This window comes from Micromonospora sicca (assembly GCF_003172935.1).
In the GTDB taxonomy this organism is placed as follows: domain Bacteria; phylum Actinomycetota; class Actinomycetes; order Mycobacteriales; family Micromonosporaceae; genus Micromonospora; species Micromonospora sicca.
Map to the genome: position 1 here is coordinate 1 of NZ_QGKS01000263.1, position 15,590 is coordinate 15,590.

Below are 15,590 nucleotides of genomic sequence, written 5' to 3' on the forward strand. Positions count from 1 at the left end.
TGTCCCGGCAGCCGGCCCCGGCGTCGCCGAGCCGGACGGTGGGCACCCGGTAGGGGCCCCACTGTCCAAAGGGGACGGTTGGGGCGAAGAGGCTGACCACCGGGGTGCCGACGGCCGCCGCCAGGTGCGCCGGGCCGGTGTTGCCGACCACCAGGCAGCGGGCCCCGGTGAGGATCCGGGCGAGCCCGGCCAGGTCGGTCGCGCCGCCGAGGTCGATGCCGCCGCGGGCCGCGACCCGGGCGGTGAGCTCCCGCTCGTCGGGTCCACCGGTGACGACCACCCGGTGCCCGTCGGCAACGAGGGCGGCGATGATGTCGCTGCAGCGGTCGGCCGGGCAGGCCCGGGCCGGCACGGACGAGCCGGGATGGACCACGACGTAGTCGCGCGACGCCGGTTCCGCCGCTGGGTCGGCGGCCGTGAGCGCACCCGCCCGACCGGTACCGGCGGCGGCCGTCGCGACGCCGGAGCCGGCGCTGCCGGTGACCCCGGTCGGCGCGGCGGGAGCGGCCAGGTCGGCGCGCAGCCGCAGGCGCGGCTCGTCGTCGGCGGGCAACGCGAAGCCGGCCGCGGCGGCCAGCGAGAGCGCCCGCTCCGGCTCGGGCACGCCGACCGGCACCCGGTGCCGGACGTCGAGCAGGGAGCCCGGGAAGTCGTCGCTGATCGCGGTGATCCGGGGCACGCCGGCCAGCCGCAGCAGCAGCGCCAGCGGGAGCGGCGACTGGTGGAAGGAGGTGAAGACGACGGCCTCGTCCGCGCCGACCTCGGCGAGCCGGGCGGTGAGCCGGCGGATGTCGTCGGGGTCCACCGGGTCGGGAAGGCCGTCGATCCAGGGCAACCGCCACTCGATCAGCTCGTCGACGCCGGGCAGCAGCTCGGCGGCGGCGCGGCCGCGCGGTCCGCAGAGCAGCACGACGCGCTCCGCCCCGGCGGCCACGGCGCGGATCCCCGGGCCGGTGACCAGCACGTCCCCGGCCGAGTCGCCGCGCACCACCAGCACGGTGCCGGCCCGCCCCGCGCGCGCGACGGCGGGCTGGACGGCGTGCTGCCGGCGCAGGATCTCGTCCACCGCCGCCGGCAGGTCCCGGGCCACGGCCGGCGCGGCGGCGACCTCCTCGGGGCGGGTGACCGGGGTCGGCACCAGGATGCCGGTGGCGCCGGCGGCGAGCGCGGCGGCCATGTCCCGGCCGATGTCGCCAACCATGACGCAGCGGGCGGGCGTGGTGCCGAGCGCCGTGGCGGCGGCGTGCACCAGACCGGGAGCCGGCTTGCGGCAGGCGCAGCCGTCCGTGTCGTCGTGCGGGCAGATCCGCCAGTCGTCGAAGGGGCCGAGCAGCTCCTCGACCCGGGCGTGCACCGCCCGCATGTCGGCCTCGGTGAAGTAGCCCCGCGCCAGGCCGGACTGGTTGGTCACCACGGCCAGCCGGAGACCGGCCGCCCGCAGGCGGTCCAGCGCCGCTCGCGCGCCCGGCAGCGGGCGGACCTTCTCCGGGTCGCCGTTGTAGGGCACGTCCTCGATCAGCGTGCCGTCCCGGTCGAGGAGCACCGCGTCGAAAAGGGCAGGACGAGCCATGGCCGACCAGTTGCCCCGGGCAAGTGAAGTAAACATCATTCTCTCGCTCCCGGCCGCGCAACCCCCAGGACCGATCCGGCGGGCACCGACCGGCTGCGCCACCAGCCGCGTACCCAGTGGACGACGGCGAGCGGGGGGATCAGCGCGCTGGTCACCAGCATGGTGGCGACCTCGTCGGCGGTGCGCGGTCCGGGCGCGATCCGGTCCCGGGCGAACTCGGCGGTGCCCGCCGCCCAGCCGAGCGCGGCGACGCCGGCGGTGACCCCGAGCACCCGCCGGGCCGATGCCCGGCGCGGTCGGGTGCGCAGCGCGGCGGCGCCCAGCGCCAGCGCGCCCGCCGCGGTGACCGCCACGTGCCGGGGCCGCCGGCCCGGCGGAAGCTCCAGATCGGAGCGCCAGTTCGGACCGTACAACCGGCGCAGCAGCGCGTCGTCGGCGTTGCCCCGTTGGGTGCGCAGGCTGACCCAGCGGCTCTCGGGGCGTACCGGATGGGCCACCCGGCGGTGGCCGCGGACCAGCTGCCAACCGGCGAGCCGGACCCGGTGGGCCAGCTCGGCGTCCTCCCGGTAAGCCCGCGGGAAGCGCTCGTCGAACCCCCCGACGGCGGCCAGCGCCGTCCGCCGGTAGGCCATGTCCGCGGTGATCCAGTGCCCCTCGGCCAGGCCGGCGGTGCCGCGCTCCCAATCGGTGGGGCGCCGGCCGGTGGGCAGCGGCACCGCCACGACGCCCTGCACGCCGCCGACGGCGTTCCCCACCGCAAGGTCGTCGCGCAGCCGCCGGCACCAGTCCGGCGCCGGCACCACGTCGTCGTCCAGGAACACCACCCACGCCCCCCGGGCCGCCCGCCAGCCCAGGTCGCGGGCCGCCGCCGGGCCCGCGCCGCGCCCGCTCAGCACCTTCGCGTACGCGGACAGCGCCCCCGGCACCGCCAGCTCCCCGGTGTCGTCGCGCCGGTCGTCGACCAGCAGCAGCTCCACCTCGGGCAGTTCGCCGAGCTGGCCGGCGAGGGCGTCCAGCAGCGCCGCCAGGCTCGGCCGGCCGAGTGTCGGCACCACGATGCTGATCACCGGTCACCGGCCAGGGACCGGCGGTGCACCGCGAACGGACCGAGGGCGAGCAGGTCCACCGGCGCCGAGCCGACCAGCTCCATCGCCTCGCGGGGGGTGTCCACCATCGGCCGGCCGGCCGTGTTCAGCGAGGTGTTCACCACCACCGGCAGGCCGGTGAGCCGCTCGAACTCGGCCAGCATCTCGGCCACCAGCGGCTCGGTGTCGGCGTGCACGGTCTGCACCCGGGCGGTGCCGTCGACGTGGGTGACCGCCGGGATGCGGTCCCGCCACTCCGGCTTCACCCGGTGCACGAAGAGCATGTACGGGCTGGGGAAGACCCCCTCGAAGATCTCCGCGAAGCGTTCCGCGCGGACCATCGGGGCGATCGGGCGGAACTGCTCCCGGCCCTTGACGTCGTTCATCCGGGCGGTGGTCGCCGGGTCGCCCGGGTGGGCGAGCAGCGACCGGTGGCCCAGCGCGCGCGGGCCGTACTCGCTGCGGCCCTGGTACCAGGCGACGATGCCGTTGGTGGCGAGCACCCGGGCCGCCTCGGCGGCGATCGACGCCGGCCGGGTGTACGGCAGCGCGGCGCGGCGCAGCTCCGCCTCCAGCTCCTCGTCCGACCAGCCCCGGCCCAGGTCGACCCCGGCCAGCGGGGTGGACCGGTCGCCGAGCGTGCCGGCCACGTGCAGGGCCGCGCCGAGCGCCGTCCCCGAGTCGCCGGCCGCCGGCTGCACCCAGACCTCGCGGTACGGCCCCTCGGCCGCGAGCCGGGCGTTCGCCACGCAGTTCAGCGCCACCCCGCCGGCCATGGCCAGGGTCGACGCGCCGCCGGCGGCGTCGTACAGCCAGCGGGACAGGTCGAGAACGACCTCCTCCAACCGGGCCTGCACGCTGGCGGCGAGATCGGCATGCTCCTCGGTCATCTCGCCGTCGGCGGTGCGCGCCTTGGCCATGCTCGCCCAGTCGATCCGCTCGACCCGGAAGCCACCGTCGTCGGTGGCCCGCACCAGCTCGCGCAGCAGGCCCAGGTGCTTCGGCCGGCCGTACGACGCCAGCGCCATCACCTTGTACTCGTCGCTGGAGTGCAGGAAGCCCAGGTGCCGGGTCAGGTCCTCGTAGAGCAGGCCGAGCGAGTGCGGCAGCTGCTGGGAGTACAGGGCGGACAACCGTCCGTCGCGGTAGACGCCGGCCAGGTGGCTGGCCACCTCGCCGCGCCCGTCCAGCACCAGCACCGCGGTGTCGTCGCCGGCCCGAGGTGCGGCCAGCCCGGCGGAGGCGGCGTGCGCCACGTGGTGCGGCACGAACCGCACCTTCTCCGGGTCGAGCCCGGGCAGGGCGGCGGCGAGGAACTGCGGGGCCCGCTTGGCGTAGTCGACCCGCAGCCAGTCCCACGGGTCGCTCAGGCCGAGGTCGGCCGCGTCCCGACAGAGGCCGGGGTCGAACGAGTAGGCGACCGCGTCGAGGCTGTCGACGTCGATCCCCGCGCTGGCCAGGCACCAGGCGGCGGACAATTCGGGCAGCTCCCAGGCGGAGAACGGCACGGGACGCTTGCCGTGCTTGCGCCGGCTGAACCTCTCCTCTTCGGCGGCGGCCACCACCGTCCCGTCGACCAGCAGGGCGGCCGCCGGGTCGTGGAAGATGGCGTTGATCCCAAGGACGCGCATGAGCAGTCCCTACCCTGGCCTTCACGCCCTAACCTGTAGATCATCGACTTCTTCCCGGGAGCCGATCGTCGGCTGTGGAGATTCGCCGGTGGCGCTTGATGGGCCGGATCTAGGCCTGACGGCCCGGTCCGGCGGCGCCCGTCGCGCCGCCGAACCGGGGAGGGATCAACTACGGAGCATGCACGGGCCGAATACCTCGTACGCGATCCGCTCGACCGGTACGCCCCGGCGCAGCAGCCCACCCCGGACCGCGTTCATGAACGGCAGCGGCCCGCACAGGTGCACGTGCGCGTCGGGAGAGAGCGGGATCAGTTCGGGGTCGACCAGACCGGTGGCGATCTCGGCGGTGAGCCCGGCCAGCTCCGCGTCGGTGGCGTCCTCGTACCAGAGGCTCATCCGCAGGTTGGGCAGTTGGTCGCGGAGCCGGGGGAGTTCGTCGCGCAGGGCGTGCGCGGCGCCGGCACGGTCGGCGTGCACCAGCACCACCGGACGCTCGGGTTCGGTGACCGCCAGATGCTCCAGCGCCGACATCGCCGGGGTGAGCCCGATACCGGCGCTGACCAGCAGCAGCGGGCCGTCGCCGGCCACCGCGCTCACCTCTCCGAAGGGCGGGCTGAGCCGCAGCGTGTCACCGACCGCCACCCGCTCGTGCAGGAAGCTGGAGACCATCCCGTCGGGTGCGCCGCCGGTGCCGCGGACCCGCTTGACGGTGATCCGCCAGTGGTCGGCGCCGGGGCGGCCGGAGAGGCTGTACTGCCGAATCTGCTGGCCGCGCCCGCCGTCCAGGTCGACGGCGACCGAGGTGTACTGGCCGGGGATGAAGCCGGGCACCGCGCCACGGTCGGCCGGGACGAGGGCGAAGGAGACGACGTCCGGGGTCTCCCGGACCTTGTCGGTCACCCACCAGTCCCGCCACACCGAGCCGTTCCTCGGCACCCCTGCCGCGGTGTAGAGACGCGCCTCCCGCGCGATCAGCTCGCAGGCCAGCAGCCAGTACACCTCGTCCCAGGCGGCGGCGACCTGCGGCGTGACCGCCTCGCCGAGCACCTCGCCGACGGCGGCGAGCAGGTGGCGGCCGACGATCGGGTACTGGGTCGCGGTGATGCCGAGCGAGGCGTGCTTGTGCGCGATCCGGTCCAGGATCGGACCCCACGGCGCCGCGCTGCCGACGGTCAGGTGCTCAGCGTAGGCGACCACGGCGGCGGCGAGCGCCGCCTTCTGCTGCCCGGTGGCCTGGTTGCTGCGGCTGAAGATGTCCAGCAGCTCCGGGTGCGCGGCGAACATCCGCTGGTAGAACCGGCCGGTGATCGCCTCGCCGTGCGCCTGCACGGCGGGCAGGGTCGCCGTCACCACTGCTGCTGAGGATTCCGAGAGCACGGGTACTCCTTCGGGGATCGGTTCGGACGATCTCCACTGAACAGGACTCTGAAATTCCTCTTCAGGGTCGAAGGCCCCGGGTCCCGGGTCGCCTGGATCACACCCGCGACCGGCTCATCGGCCCGTGTCGCGCCCCGTTCGTGCTGGCTAGGGTCGGTACGTGAAGCTCAACCGGTCCACCGACATGGCCCTGCGGATCGCCATGCTCACCGCCGCGTCCCCCGCGCGGACCACGGTGGACGAGCTGGCCACCCAGCTCGCGCTGCCCCGCAGCCACGTCGCCAAGGTCGTCCAGCGGCTCCAGCGGATCGGCGTCCTGGTGACCACCCGGGGACGCTTCGGCGGGGTGGCGTTCGCCGAGCGTGCCGGCGAGCTGACCGTCGGCCACGTCGTCCGGGCCTTCGAGGGCGACGACGAGGTGGTCGCCTGCGACCAGCCGGCCTGCCCGCTGGTCGCCGGCTGCCGGCTGCGCGGTGAGCTGCGCCGCGCCCAGGCCGCCTTCCTCGCCGTCCTCGACGGCATACGCCTCGGCGACCTCGTCGACGGCCCCGCCGGCCCGCTGCTGCTCACCCTCGGCGCGCCGGGGCTCCGCGGCTGAGCCCTTCCGGCATAGGCTCCGGGGTGACTGGTCCCCGGGGAGGTTCAATGTCCGTCTCGCATCCGGTGTTTGCGCGGGTCTTCGCGCGGGCCAGCGTGGCCATGGACCGGGCGGGCGCCGCCGAGCACCGGCACCGGCTGGTCGCCGGGCTGACCGGCCGGGTGGTCGAGGTGGGCGCCGGCAACGGCCGGATGTTCCCGCACTACCCGCCGACGGTGACCGAGGTGCTGGCCGTCGAACCGGAACCCCGACTGCGGGCCGCTGCCCACGCCGCGGCGGCCGCCGCCCCGGTACCGGTCACCGTGCTGGCCGGACTGGCCGAGGCGCTGCCGGCCGCCGACGCCGCCGCCGACGCGGTGGTGCTGTCGCTGGTGCTCTGTCCGGTGCCCGACCAGGCGGTCGCCCTGCGGGAGGCCCGCCGGGTGCTGCGCCCGGGCGGGCAGCTGCGCTTCTACGAGCACGTGGTGGCGCAGACCCCGGGGCTGCGCCGGGCGCAGCGCTGGGCCGACGTCACCATTTGGCCCGCCCTCTGCGGCGGCTGCCACACCGGCCGGGACACCGTCGGCGCGATCGCCGCCGCCGGCTTCACCGTCGTCGAGCTGGACCGGTTCCGCTTCCCGCCGACCGGCATCCCGATGCCGGCCTCGCCGCACGTGCTCGGCACGGCGGTGCGACCGTGACCAGGGCGCGAACGTGACCCCCCGCTTCGCCTCCGCGTAGAGCCGCTCGAACCAGCCGGTCGGATCCCGGCGGCGACCGACCGGGAAGACAAACGCCTGGTCGGATCGTTGTCGTCCACTGACGCCCCGTCGCCCGGCCGCCGTCCCGGGGCCCTCGCCCGAAGTCGGGCACGGCACGCGCCGCGACGTAACCCCGCGGCTCACCCGCCCGGGTGCCACGGCTCTGTCGGAGCGCCGGGCTAGGCTCGCTCCGGCGCGCCGCGCGTGGCGATCGAGCCGGTGAGCGGCACCACACCGCCGAGACCTGGGAGTACGACCAGTTGACCGCACAGCCTGAGACCCTGTACGGGGCCGACGACCTGACGCACCTGGAGGGCCTGGACGCCGTCCGCAAGCGCCCCGGCATGTACATCGGCTCCACCGACAGCCGTGGCGTGGGTCACCTCGTCAACGAGATCCTCGACAACTCCACCGACGAGGGTGTCGCGGGTCACGCCACCAAGGTCGAGGTGATCCTGCACGCCGACGGCTCGGTGCAGGTCGACGACGACGGCCGGGGCATCCCCACCGACGTGCACGCCAAGTCCGGCATCTCCGGCGTCGAGCTGGTGCTCACCCGACTGCACGCCGGCGGCAAGTTCGGCGGCTCGGGCTACAAGACCTCCGGCGGCCTGCACGGCGTGGGCGCTTCCGCGGTCAACGCCCTCTCGCGGCGGTTCGACGTCACCGTCCGGCGCGACGGCAAGGTCCACGCGATGTCGTTCCGGCACGGCGTACCGGGGATCTTCGACGGGCCCGGTCCGGACGCGCCCTTCACCCCCGGTCCGGGCCTGCAGATCGTCGGCGCGATGAAGCGCGGACAGCGCACCGGCACCTCGATCCGGTGGTGGCACGACACCCGCTACTTCGAGACGGGCGCCCGGCTGGACACCGAGGCGGTCCGGCTCAAGCTGCGCAACACCGCGTTCCTCGTCCCCGGCGTGGCCTACCTGCTGCGCGACGAGACGGGCGAGGAGCCCACCGAGGAGAGCTTCCACTTCCCCAACGGCCTGACCGACATGGTGGAGTTCCTCGCCCCGGCCGGCGACCGGCCGGTCTCCGGCACGCTGCTGGTCACCGGCGAGGGGACGTACCGGGAGAACGCCGCCGACGCCAACGGCGTGATGCAGTCCAACGTGCAGCGCAGGGCCGAGATCGAGGTGGCGCTGCGCTGGGGCACCGGCTACGAGCGCACCGTCGAGTGCTTCACCAACACCATCCGCAACGCGCACGGCGGCACCCACCGCAAGGGCTTCGAGCGGGCCCTGGTGCGCACCCTGGCCGACGCCGCGCGCAACACCCGCGGCCTGCTCAAGCCGAAGGAGGACGCGCCCACCCTGGACGACGTCCTGGAGGGCATGACCGCGGTGGTGCACGTGCGGATCCCGGAGCCGCAGTTCACCTCGCAGACCAAGGACGAGCTCTCCACCGCCGGCATCACCAAGGTGATCCAGGGCCTGGTCGAGCAGCACCTCAAGGCCTGGCTGGAGGACCGGCGCACCAAGGCCGAGGCGCGGACGGTGCTCCAGAAGATCGTCGACGCGGCGCGGGTCCGGCTGACCCAGAAGCAGCAGAAGGACGCGGCCCGGCGCAAGACCGCCCTGGAGGGCGCGTCGATGCCGGCCAAGCTGGTCGACTGTCGGGCCACCGGGGTGGACCGCAGCGAGCTGTTCATCGTGGAGGGGGACAGCGCGCTCGGGTGCTTCACCGGCGACACGATGGTCTCGTTGGCATCGGGTCAGAGCCGATCCTTCGCCGATTTGGCTGCGGACTGGCAGCACGGCATCAGCCACTTCGGCTACAGCACCAACAAGGCTGGCCGGGTGGTCATCGCTCCGCTTCTGGAGCCGCGGCTCACCAAGCGCGATGCCCCGTTGGTGCGTGTCACGCTCGACAACGGCGAGTCGGTGCGGTGCACCCCCGATCATCTGTTCCGGCTGCGCGACGGCTCCTACCGGCGGGCTGACGCACTTGTGCCCGGTGATTCCCTTATGCCCCTGTATCGCAGTCTGTCGAACAAGGCGGAGGGGCACAAACTGCAGGGGTATGAGCGGGTCTGGATGAACGACCGCGAGGAGTGGGTCTACACCCATTACCTGGCGGACGCGTGGAATCTGCGCCACGGCAGGGACAGCGTTACAAACGGCAACGTCCGTCATCACGTCGACATCAACAAGCGAAACAATGACCCGCGCAATCTGCGCCGGATGACCTGGGCCGACCACTCCGCCCTGCACGCCGCGATGATGGGCGAACATGTCCACGCCGGTTGGCGGGAGTGGTTCGACAATGGGGGCCGAGAGTTCCGCTCGGCCATGCTGACAGCGCAGTGGCGGGATCCTGCCTTCCGTGAGGCCTGCCTCGCGCGGCTGTTCGCGCTCAATGAGTCGCCCGCGTTCCGCGCAAAGATCGAAAAGGGCTTCCAGGACTGGTACAACGCGCTAGGTGCCGACGAGCAGCGTGCCTATGCCGAGCGGATGCGTGAGCGGCAGGCGACATACTGGTCGCAGCCGGAGCATCGACAGGCAGCAGCCGAGCGGGTGCGGGAATACTTCACCGATCCCGCTCGTCGAGAGGAGTGGCGTGAGCGCTCTTTGAAGCAGTGGCGTGACGACGCATTATGTGCTTGGCGGTCACGAAAGACCGTGGAACAGTTCGCGAACCCCGCCGAGCGGGAACGCCAGCGCGGCGCCGTACTGGCCTGGCACCGGGACAACCCCGAATTCGGTGAGCAGCACTCGTCCCGGATGAGGCGGCGGATGACTGACCCGAGCACGGGCCACCTCGCCAAGGCGCAGGCCGGCAGGGCTCGATACGTCGCAACGGTGCCGCGCCAGGAACGCGTTGGCCGGCAACTCGAAGGTCGGCGTCTGGCTGCGCTGCGTCGTCTCGCGCCGCTGCTGTCGCAAGCCGACGAGGAGTTGGCGACCGCCTACGAAGCCGAGCGGTTGCGGACCGCCCGCACCGGCCTCCGTTTCGATCGGCTCCTGAGCCTCTACGGGGGCGACTACGGGCGACTGCGAGAGGCGGCCTCCCTTGTCAACCACCGCGTGGTATCCGTAAAGGCTCTGGACGAGACGGCGGACGTCTACGACCTGACCGTCGATGGCTACCACAACTTCGCGCTCGAAGCGGGTGTGTTCGTCCACAACAGCGCCCGGGTGGCACGAACCGCTGAGTACCAGGCGCTGCTGCCGATCCGCGGCAAGATCCTCAACGTGCAGAAGGCGAACCTCCAGCAGGTGCTGGACAATGCCGAGTGCGCGGCGATCGTGCAGGTGCTCGGCGCCGGGTCGGGGCGGACTTTCGACCTCTCCGCGCTGCGGTACGGCCGGGTCCTGATCATGGCCGACGCGGACGTCGACGGCGCGCACATCCGGACCCTGCTGATCACGCTCTTCGCCCGCTACATGCGTCCGCTGATCGAGGCCGGCCGGCTCTTCGCCGCGATGCCGCCGCTACACAAGATCACTACCAAGGGACGCAACCCGCAGACCGTCTACACGTACACCCAGGCGGAGATGGAGGCGACGGTCCGCAAGCTGGAGAAGGCCGGCAAGCAGATCGTCACGCCGATTCCGCGCTTCAAGGGTCTCGGCGAGATGGATGCCGACGAGCTTTGGGAGACCACGATGAACCCGGCCACCCGGGCGGTCCGCCGGATCACCCTCGACGACGTCGAGGCGGCTGAGCGGATCCTGGAACTGCTGATGGGGGAGAAGGTCGAACCGCGCCGCAACTGGCTGATCGACTCGGCCGACCGGGTCGACCGCCAGGCGATCGACGCATGACGACCGGGTTCGTTCGGAAGGAAAGCTGAGTCATGGCACGCCGCAAGGAAGACCGCACCAAGGCGGACCTGTCCGCCTTCGACCAGGCCGGCGCGCGGGTCTTCGACAACCCGCTGGTCACCGAGGTCTCCGACTCCTACCTGGAGTACGCCTTCTCGGTCATCCACTCCCGCGCCCTGCCCGACGCCCGCGACGGTCTCAAGCCGGTGCACCGGCGCATCCTTTACGCGATGAATGAGGCGGGGTTCCGCCCCGATCGGGCGCATGTAAAGTCCGCCCGCGTGGTCGGCGACGTGATGGGCCGCTACCACCCGCATGGTGACTCCGCGATCTACGACGCGATGGTCCGCATGGCCCAGGACTTCTCGCTCAACGTGCCACTCATCGATGGGCATGGAAATTTTGGAAGCCAGGACGATGGACCGGCCGCCGCGCGCTACACCGAGGCGCGGATGTCCCGGGAGGCGATGCTGCTCGTCGGCGAGCTGGGCGAGGACACCGTTGACGTCGAGCCGAACTACGACGGCTCGCTGACCCAGCCGACCGTGCTGCCGGCCGCCTTCCCCAACCTGCTGGTCAACGGCGCGTCCGGGATCGCGGTCGGGATGGCGACCAACATGATCCCGCACAACCTCGGCGAGGTCGTCTCCGCCGCCCGCTGGCTGATCAACCACCCGGACGCCGACCTGGACAAGCTCATGGAGTTCGTCCCCGGCCCCGACCTGCCCACCGGCGGGCTGCTGCTCGGCCTCGACGAGGTGCGCCGGGCGTACGAGACCGGGCGCGGCGTGGTCCGGATGCGCGGGCGGGTGGAGATCGGTCCGCTCGAGGGCAGCCGCGGCCGGCAGGCCATCACGGTGACCGAGCTGCCGTACGGAGTCGGCGCGGAGAAGGTCATCGCCGCGATCACCAACGAGGTCAACAAGACCAAGCGGCTCACCGGCATCGCCGACGTCAAGGACCTGACCGACCGGGAGAACGGCACCCGGCTGGTCATCGAGTGCAAGGTGGGCGTCAACCCGCAGGCGCTGCTGGCCGACCTGTACCGGCTCACCCCGCTGGAGCAGTCCTTCGGCGTCAACAACCTGGTCCTGGTCGACGGCCAGCCGCAGACCCTGGGGCTCAAGGCGCTGCTGGAGGTCTTCCTCGCCCACCGGTACGACGTGGTGACCCGGCGCAGCTCCTACCGCCGCCGGAAGCGCGAGGAGCGGCTGCACCTGGTCGACGGCCTGCTGATCGCCCTGCTCGACATCGACAAGGTGGTCAAGCTGATCCGGGGCAGCGACGACGCCCAGGCCGCCAAGGACGGCCTGATGCGTCAGTTCAAGCTCTCCGACATCCAGGCCACCTACATCCTGGACACTCCGCTGCGCCGGCTGACGAAGTTCGACCGGATCGAGCTGGAGGCCGAGCAGGAGAAGCTCCGCAAGGAGATCGCCGAGCTGTCGACCATCCTCGACGACCCCAAGGTGCTCCGGAAGCTGGTCTCCGACGAGTTGGCCGCCGTGGTCAAGCAGTTCGGCGCCCCGCGCCGGACCACGCTGGTCGACGGCGACCTCAAGGAGGTCCTGGCCGCCTCCGCGCCGGCCGGGCCGCTGGAGGTCGCCGACGACCCGTGCCAGGTGATCCTCTCCGCGACCGGGCTGGTCGCCCGGACCGCGGCCGAGTCGGAGGAGGCCGCCGAGGGGCGGCGGCGCAGCGGCCGGGTCAAGCACGACGCCGTACGCGCGGTGGTCCACTCCACGGCGCGGGGCCGGGTGCTCCTGGTGACCAGCGCCGGCCGGGCGTTCAAGATCGATGTGCTGCCGCTGCCGGTGCTGCCCGAGCAGTCCGGCACGGTGTCGCTGCGCGGCGGGATGTCGGCGGCCGAGCTGGTGCCGCTGGAGCCGGGCGAGAGGGTCGTCGGCCTGGCGCCGCTCGGGCCGTCCGCCGAGGGCTCGCCGGGCCTGGCCCTGGGCACCCGACACGGCGTGGTCAAGGTCTGCGCGCCGGAGTGGCCGGTCCGCTCCGACGAGTTCGAGGTGATCTCCCTGCGCGAGGGGGACGAGGTGGTAGGGGCGACCTGGCTCATCGACGGGGCGGAAACCCTCGCCTTCATCTCGTCCGAGGCGTCCCTGTTGCGCTTCGCCGCCTCCGTGGTCCGGCCGCAGGGCGTCAAGGGCGGCGGCATGGCCGGCATCAACTTGCCGGCCGGGGCTCGGGTGGTCTTCTTCGGCGCGGTCCGCATCGACGACCCGGGGCACGGTGAGCCGATGGTGGTCACCTCGACCGGGGCCACGGTGAAGGTGACGCCGTTCCGGGCGTACCCGGCGAAGGGGCGGGCGACCGGTGGGGTCCGCGCGCAGCGGTTCCTCAAGGGCGAGCCGGACCTGGCCGTGGCCTGGATCGGCCCGCGCCCGGTCGGCGCGACGGCCAGCGGCGACGCGGTCGAGCTGCCCCCGGCGGACCCGCGCCGCGACGGCTCCGGCTTCGCCGTCATGCTCGGCCCGGCGGTCGTCGGCCACCTCGTCGAACGCGACTGACCCACCCGGCGCCAAGGGGTCGGCGGCCACGGCCGCCGACCCCTTGGCGGCTACTCCCGATGCGCCGTGTTGATCATGGAATTGTTGCCCTGCCGCCCGGCGTGTCGTGGCAACAACTTCATGATCGTCGCTCGGTGAGGAGGCGGTCAGAGCTCGGGTTCGGGGCCGCGGCGGGAGTCGGGGGTGGTGCCGCGGAGGTGGGCGATCAGGCGCATGCCGTGATAGATCACCAGGGCGACGGCGGTGCCCAGGGCGATGCCGTTGAAGGAGAGGTCGCCGGCCGTCAGGGTGTAGTTGGCGGCGCCGATGATCAGCGCGACGGCGGCGGTCATCAGGTTGACCGGGTCGTGGAAGTCGACCCGGTTCTCGATCCAGATCCGGGCGCCGAGGATGGCGATCAGGCCGTACAGCGCCGTGGTGGCGCCGCCCAGCACGCCGGCCGGCACGGTGAGGATCAGCGCGCCGAACTTCGGGCTGAGCCCGAGCAGCACCGCCGCCACCCCGGCCACCCAGTACGCCGCCGTCGAGTAGACCCTGGTCGCCGCCATCACGCCGATGTTCTCCGCGTACGTGGTGGTGCCGGAGCCGCCGCCGGAGCCGGCCAGCACGGTGGCGATGCCGTCGCCGAGGAACGCCCGGCCCATGTCCCGGTCCAGGTTGCGGCCGGTCATCGTGGCCACCGCCTTGACGTGCCCGGCGTTCTCCGCGATCAGCACCAGGATCACCGGGATCACCAGCACCACCGCCCGCAGGCTGAAGCTCGGCGCGTGGAACTGGGGCAGCCCCACCCAGGCGGCCTCCTTCAGCGCGGTCACCGCCTTCGGGTCCAACTGGCCGAGGACGGCGGCGAGCGCCCAGCCCACCACCACGCCGAGCAGGATGGACAGCCGGGCCAGGAAGCCCCGGAAGACCACCGTGGCGAGCAGGATCGCCACCAGGGTGGCCACCGCGATCAGCGGCTGGGCCTTCACCCCGCCGTTGCCGCCGCCGTCCCAGGCGACCGGCGCGAGGTTGAGCCCGATCAGCGCCACGATCGCGCCGGTGACCACCGGCGGCATCAGCGCGTCGATCCACCGGGCCCCGGCCAGCTGCACCACGACGCCGACCAGCGCGAGCGCCGCGCCGGCCACCACGATGCCGCCGAGCGCCGGGCCGATGTCGCCACCGGCCTCGGCGGCCAGCACCGGCGCGATGAACGCGAACGACGAGCCCAGGTACGACGGCAGCCGGTTGCCGGTGATCAGCAGGAAGAGCAGCGTGCCGATCCCGGAGAAGAAGAGCGTGGTGGCCGGCGGGAAGCCGGTGATCAGCGGCACCGTGAAGGTGGCGCCGAACATCGCGACCACGTGCTGCACGCCGACCCCGACGGTGCGCGGCCAGGAGAGCCGTTCACCGGGGTGGACCACGTCGCCCGGTCGGATGGCGCGGCCGTCGCCGTGCACGCTCCACGGGGACCAGCGGGAACGTGGTGCGGTGGGGGACTGGGTCATGGGGGCCCTTCGCGTCAGGTGACGGGGGCGTGATCGACCCTGAGAGTTGTTTCTAGCACGACCTCGGCCGGGGACGAGGACCGCCTGGCAGGTCTACAATCGGGCCGTCTGTCACCGTCGATGGCCCGGGTGCGCCGCGAAGCACTCCCCTCCATGACCCACCTCTCCTCCGGCGGAGTCGCCGGACCGGCGTGAGCCCCGCCATCCGGGTGCGCCCGCGCCGCGAGTTGCGCGCCGCCCGTCGTACCCGCCAGCACGGCTGTTGGGGTCATCTGATCGCCGCGCCGCTCTGGCCGCTGCACGGAGCCAACCTGGGCACCCTGCTGCGCACCTGTGACGCCGTCGGCGCCTGTCTTGCGGTGCCGCCGTTCCGCTGGGTCGACGAGGCCCTCGCCCGGGGCAACACGCTGCGGAGGCCCAGCTGCGTGCACCGGGTCGGCAGCCCGTCCCGCTGGCTCGCCGCCGAGCGGGCCGCCGGGGCCCGGATCGTCGGGGTGGAGCTGGCCGACGAGGCGATTCGCCTCGGTGACCTGCCGGCCGCGCGGGGCCGCACCGTTGTGCTGCTCGGCCACGAGGCGAACGGCCTTCCGCCGGAGGCCCTCGACGCCCTGGACGTGGCGGTGGAGATCCCGATGGTCGGCCACGGCCACAGCCTCAACGTCGCGGTAGCCGGCTCCCTCGTCCTCTACAAACTCGCCGGCCTCCTCTGACCAGCCCTCATCCTCCGCGATCTTGCACTTGCTGCCCCGGCATTCCGGACGTATCACGCGAAGCGCGGGCGCAAAGTGCAAGATCGCGGGAGGCGGG

General features: G+C 73.0%; 9 protein-coding genes and 3 pseudogenes. 7 read left to right on the plus strand and 5 right to left on the minus strand.

The annotated features are described in order from the left end of the window. The 4 genes from DKT69_RS20675 to DKT69_RS20690 form a co-directional block, all read right to left on the minus strand. Positions 1 to 1,606: HAD-IIIA family hydrolase (locus tag DKT69_RS20675; RefSeq protein ID WP_236648120.1), on the minus strand; the 1,606-nt coding region annotated here is incomplete at its 3' end. Beyond that, positions 1,606 to 2,637, minus strand: coding sequence for a glycosyltransferase family 2 protein (locus DKT69_RS20680; RefSeq protein WP_109803174.1), 1,032 nt, complete (start codon positions 2,635 to 2,637; stop codon positions 1,606 to 1,608). The genes DKT69_RS20675 and DKT69_RS20680, both read right to left, overlap by 1 nt. Beyond that, positions 2,634 to 4,286, minus strand: coding sequence for a carbamoyltransferase family protein (locus tag DKT69_RS20685; RefSeq protein WP_109803175.1), 1,653 nt, complete (start codon positions 4,284 to 4,286; stop codon positions 2,634 to 2,636). The genes DKT69_RS20680 and DKT69_RS20685 overlap by 4 nt, the downstream gene beginning before the upstream one ends. Positions 4,287 to 4,451: 165 nt before the next feature. Beyond that, the gene (locus tag DKT69_RS20690; protein ID WP_236648121.1) at positions 4,452 to 5,663 is read right to left on the minus strand and encodes a globin domain-containing protein; all 1,212 of its coding nucleotides are present in this window, start codon (positions 5,661 to 5,663) and stop codon (positions 4,452 to 4,454) included. 160 nt (positions 5,664 to 5,823) lie between these two features. Between DKT69_RS20690 and DKT69_RS20695 the strand changes: the two genes are divergently transcribed. The 6 genes and pseudogenes from DKT69_RS20695 to DKT69_RS20710 all read left to right on the plus strand — a co-directional run bounded on the left by DKT69_RS20695 (position 5,824) and on the right by DKT69_RS20710 (position 13,293). Then, positions 5,824 to 6,261: an RrF2 family transcriptional regulator gene (locus tag DKT69_RS20695; protein ID WP_109803177.1), complete on the plus strand. Its 438-nt coding sequence runs from the start codon at positions 5,824 to 5,826 to the stop codon at positions 6,259 to 6,261. Positions 6,262 to 6,308: 47 nt separating this feature from the next. Beyond that, positions 6,309 to 6,941 (plus strand): class I SAM-dependent methyltransferase, encoded by a 633-nt coding sequence (locus DKT69_RS20700; protein ID WP_109803178.1) that lies wholly within the window; start codon positions 6,309 to 6,311, stop codon positions 6,939 to 6,941. A gap of 320 nt (positions 6,942 to 7,261) precedes the next feature. Then, positions 7,262 to 8,680, plus strand: a pseudogene (locus DKT69_RS41150) (ATP-binding protein); the annotation flags it as partial. After that, positions 8,657 to 10,126 (plus strand): annotated as a pseudogene (locus tag DKT69_RS41155) (ATP-binding protein); the annotation flags it as partial. The pseudogenes DKT69_RS41150 and DKT69_RS41155, both read left to right, overlap by 24 nt. A gap of 6 nt (positions 10,127 to 10,132) precedes the next feature. Then, a pseudogene (locus DKT69_RS41160) lies at positions 10,133 to 10,771 on the plus strand (toprim domain-containing protein); the annotation flags it as partial. A 32-nt stretch (positions 10,772 to 10,803) separates the two neighbouring features. After that, positions 10,804 to 13,293, plus strand: coding sequence for a DNA gyrase/topoisomerase IV subunit A (locus DKT69_RS20710; protein ID WP_109803179.1), 2,490 nt, complete (start codon positions 10,804 to 10,806; stop codon positions 13,291 to 13,293). A gap of 146 nt (positions 13,294 to 13,439) precedes the next feature. Here DKT69_RS20710 and DKT69_RS20715 read toward each other — a convergent pair whose 3' ends face one another. Further along, the gene (locus DKT69_RS20715; protein ID WP_109803180.1) at positions 13,440 to 14,783 is read right to left on the minus strand and encodes a uracil-xanthine permease family protein; all 1,344 of its coding nucleotides are present in this window, start codon (positions 14,781 to 14,783) and stop codon (positions 13,440 to 13,442) included. A 191-nt stretch (positions 14,784 to 14,974) separates the two neighbouring features. On the opposite strand from DKT69_RS20715, the gene DKT69_RS20720 reads away from it, so the two are divergent. Beyond that, positions 14,975 to 15,493, plus strand: coding sequence for a TrmH family RNA methyltransferase (locus tag DKT69_RS20720; RefSeq protein WP_109803181.1), 519 nt, complete (start codon positions 14,975 to 14,977; stop codon positions 15,491 to 15,493). Positions 15,494 to 15,590: the final 97 nt, after the last annotated feature.

What these genes read in the sequence shown, in the direction of transcription:
- DKT69_RS20715 (WP_109803180.1), bottom strand. Translation starts at nt 14,783, where the DNA reads ATGACCCAGTCCCCCACCGCACCACGTTCCCGCTGGTCCCCGTGGAGC.
- DKT69_RS20700 (WP_109803178.1), top strand. Translation starts at nt 6,309, where the DNA reads ATGTCCGTCTCGCATCCGGTGTTTGCGCGGGTCTTCGCGCGGGCCAGC.
- DKT69_RS20710 (WP_109803179.1), top strand. Translation starts at nt 10,804, where the DNA reads ATGGCACGCCGCAAGGAAGACCGCACCAAGGCGGACCTGTCCGCCTTC.
- DKT69_RS20685 (WP_109803175.1), bottom strand. Translation starts at nt 4,286, where the DNA reads ATGCGCGTCCTTGGGATCAACGCCATCTTCCACGACCCGGCGGCCGCC.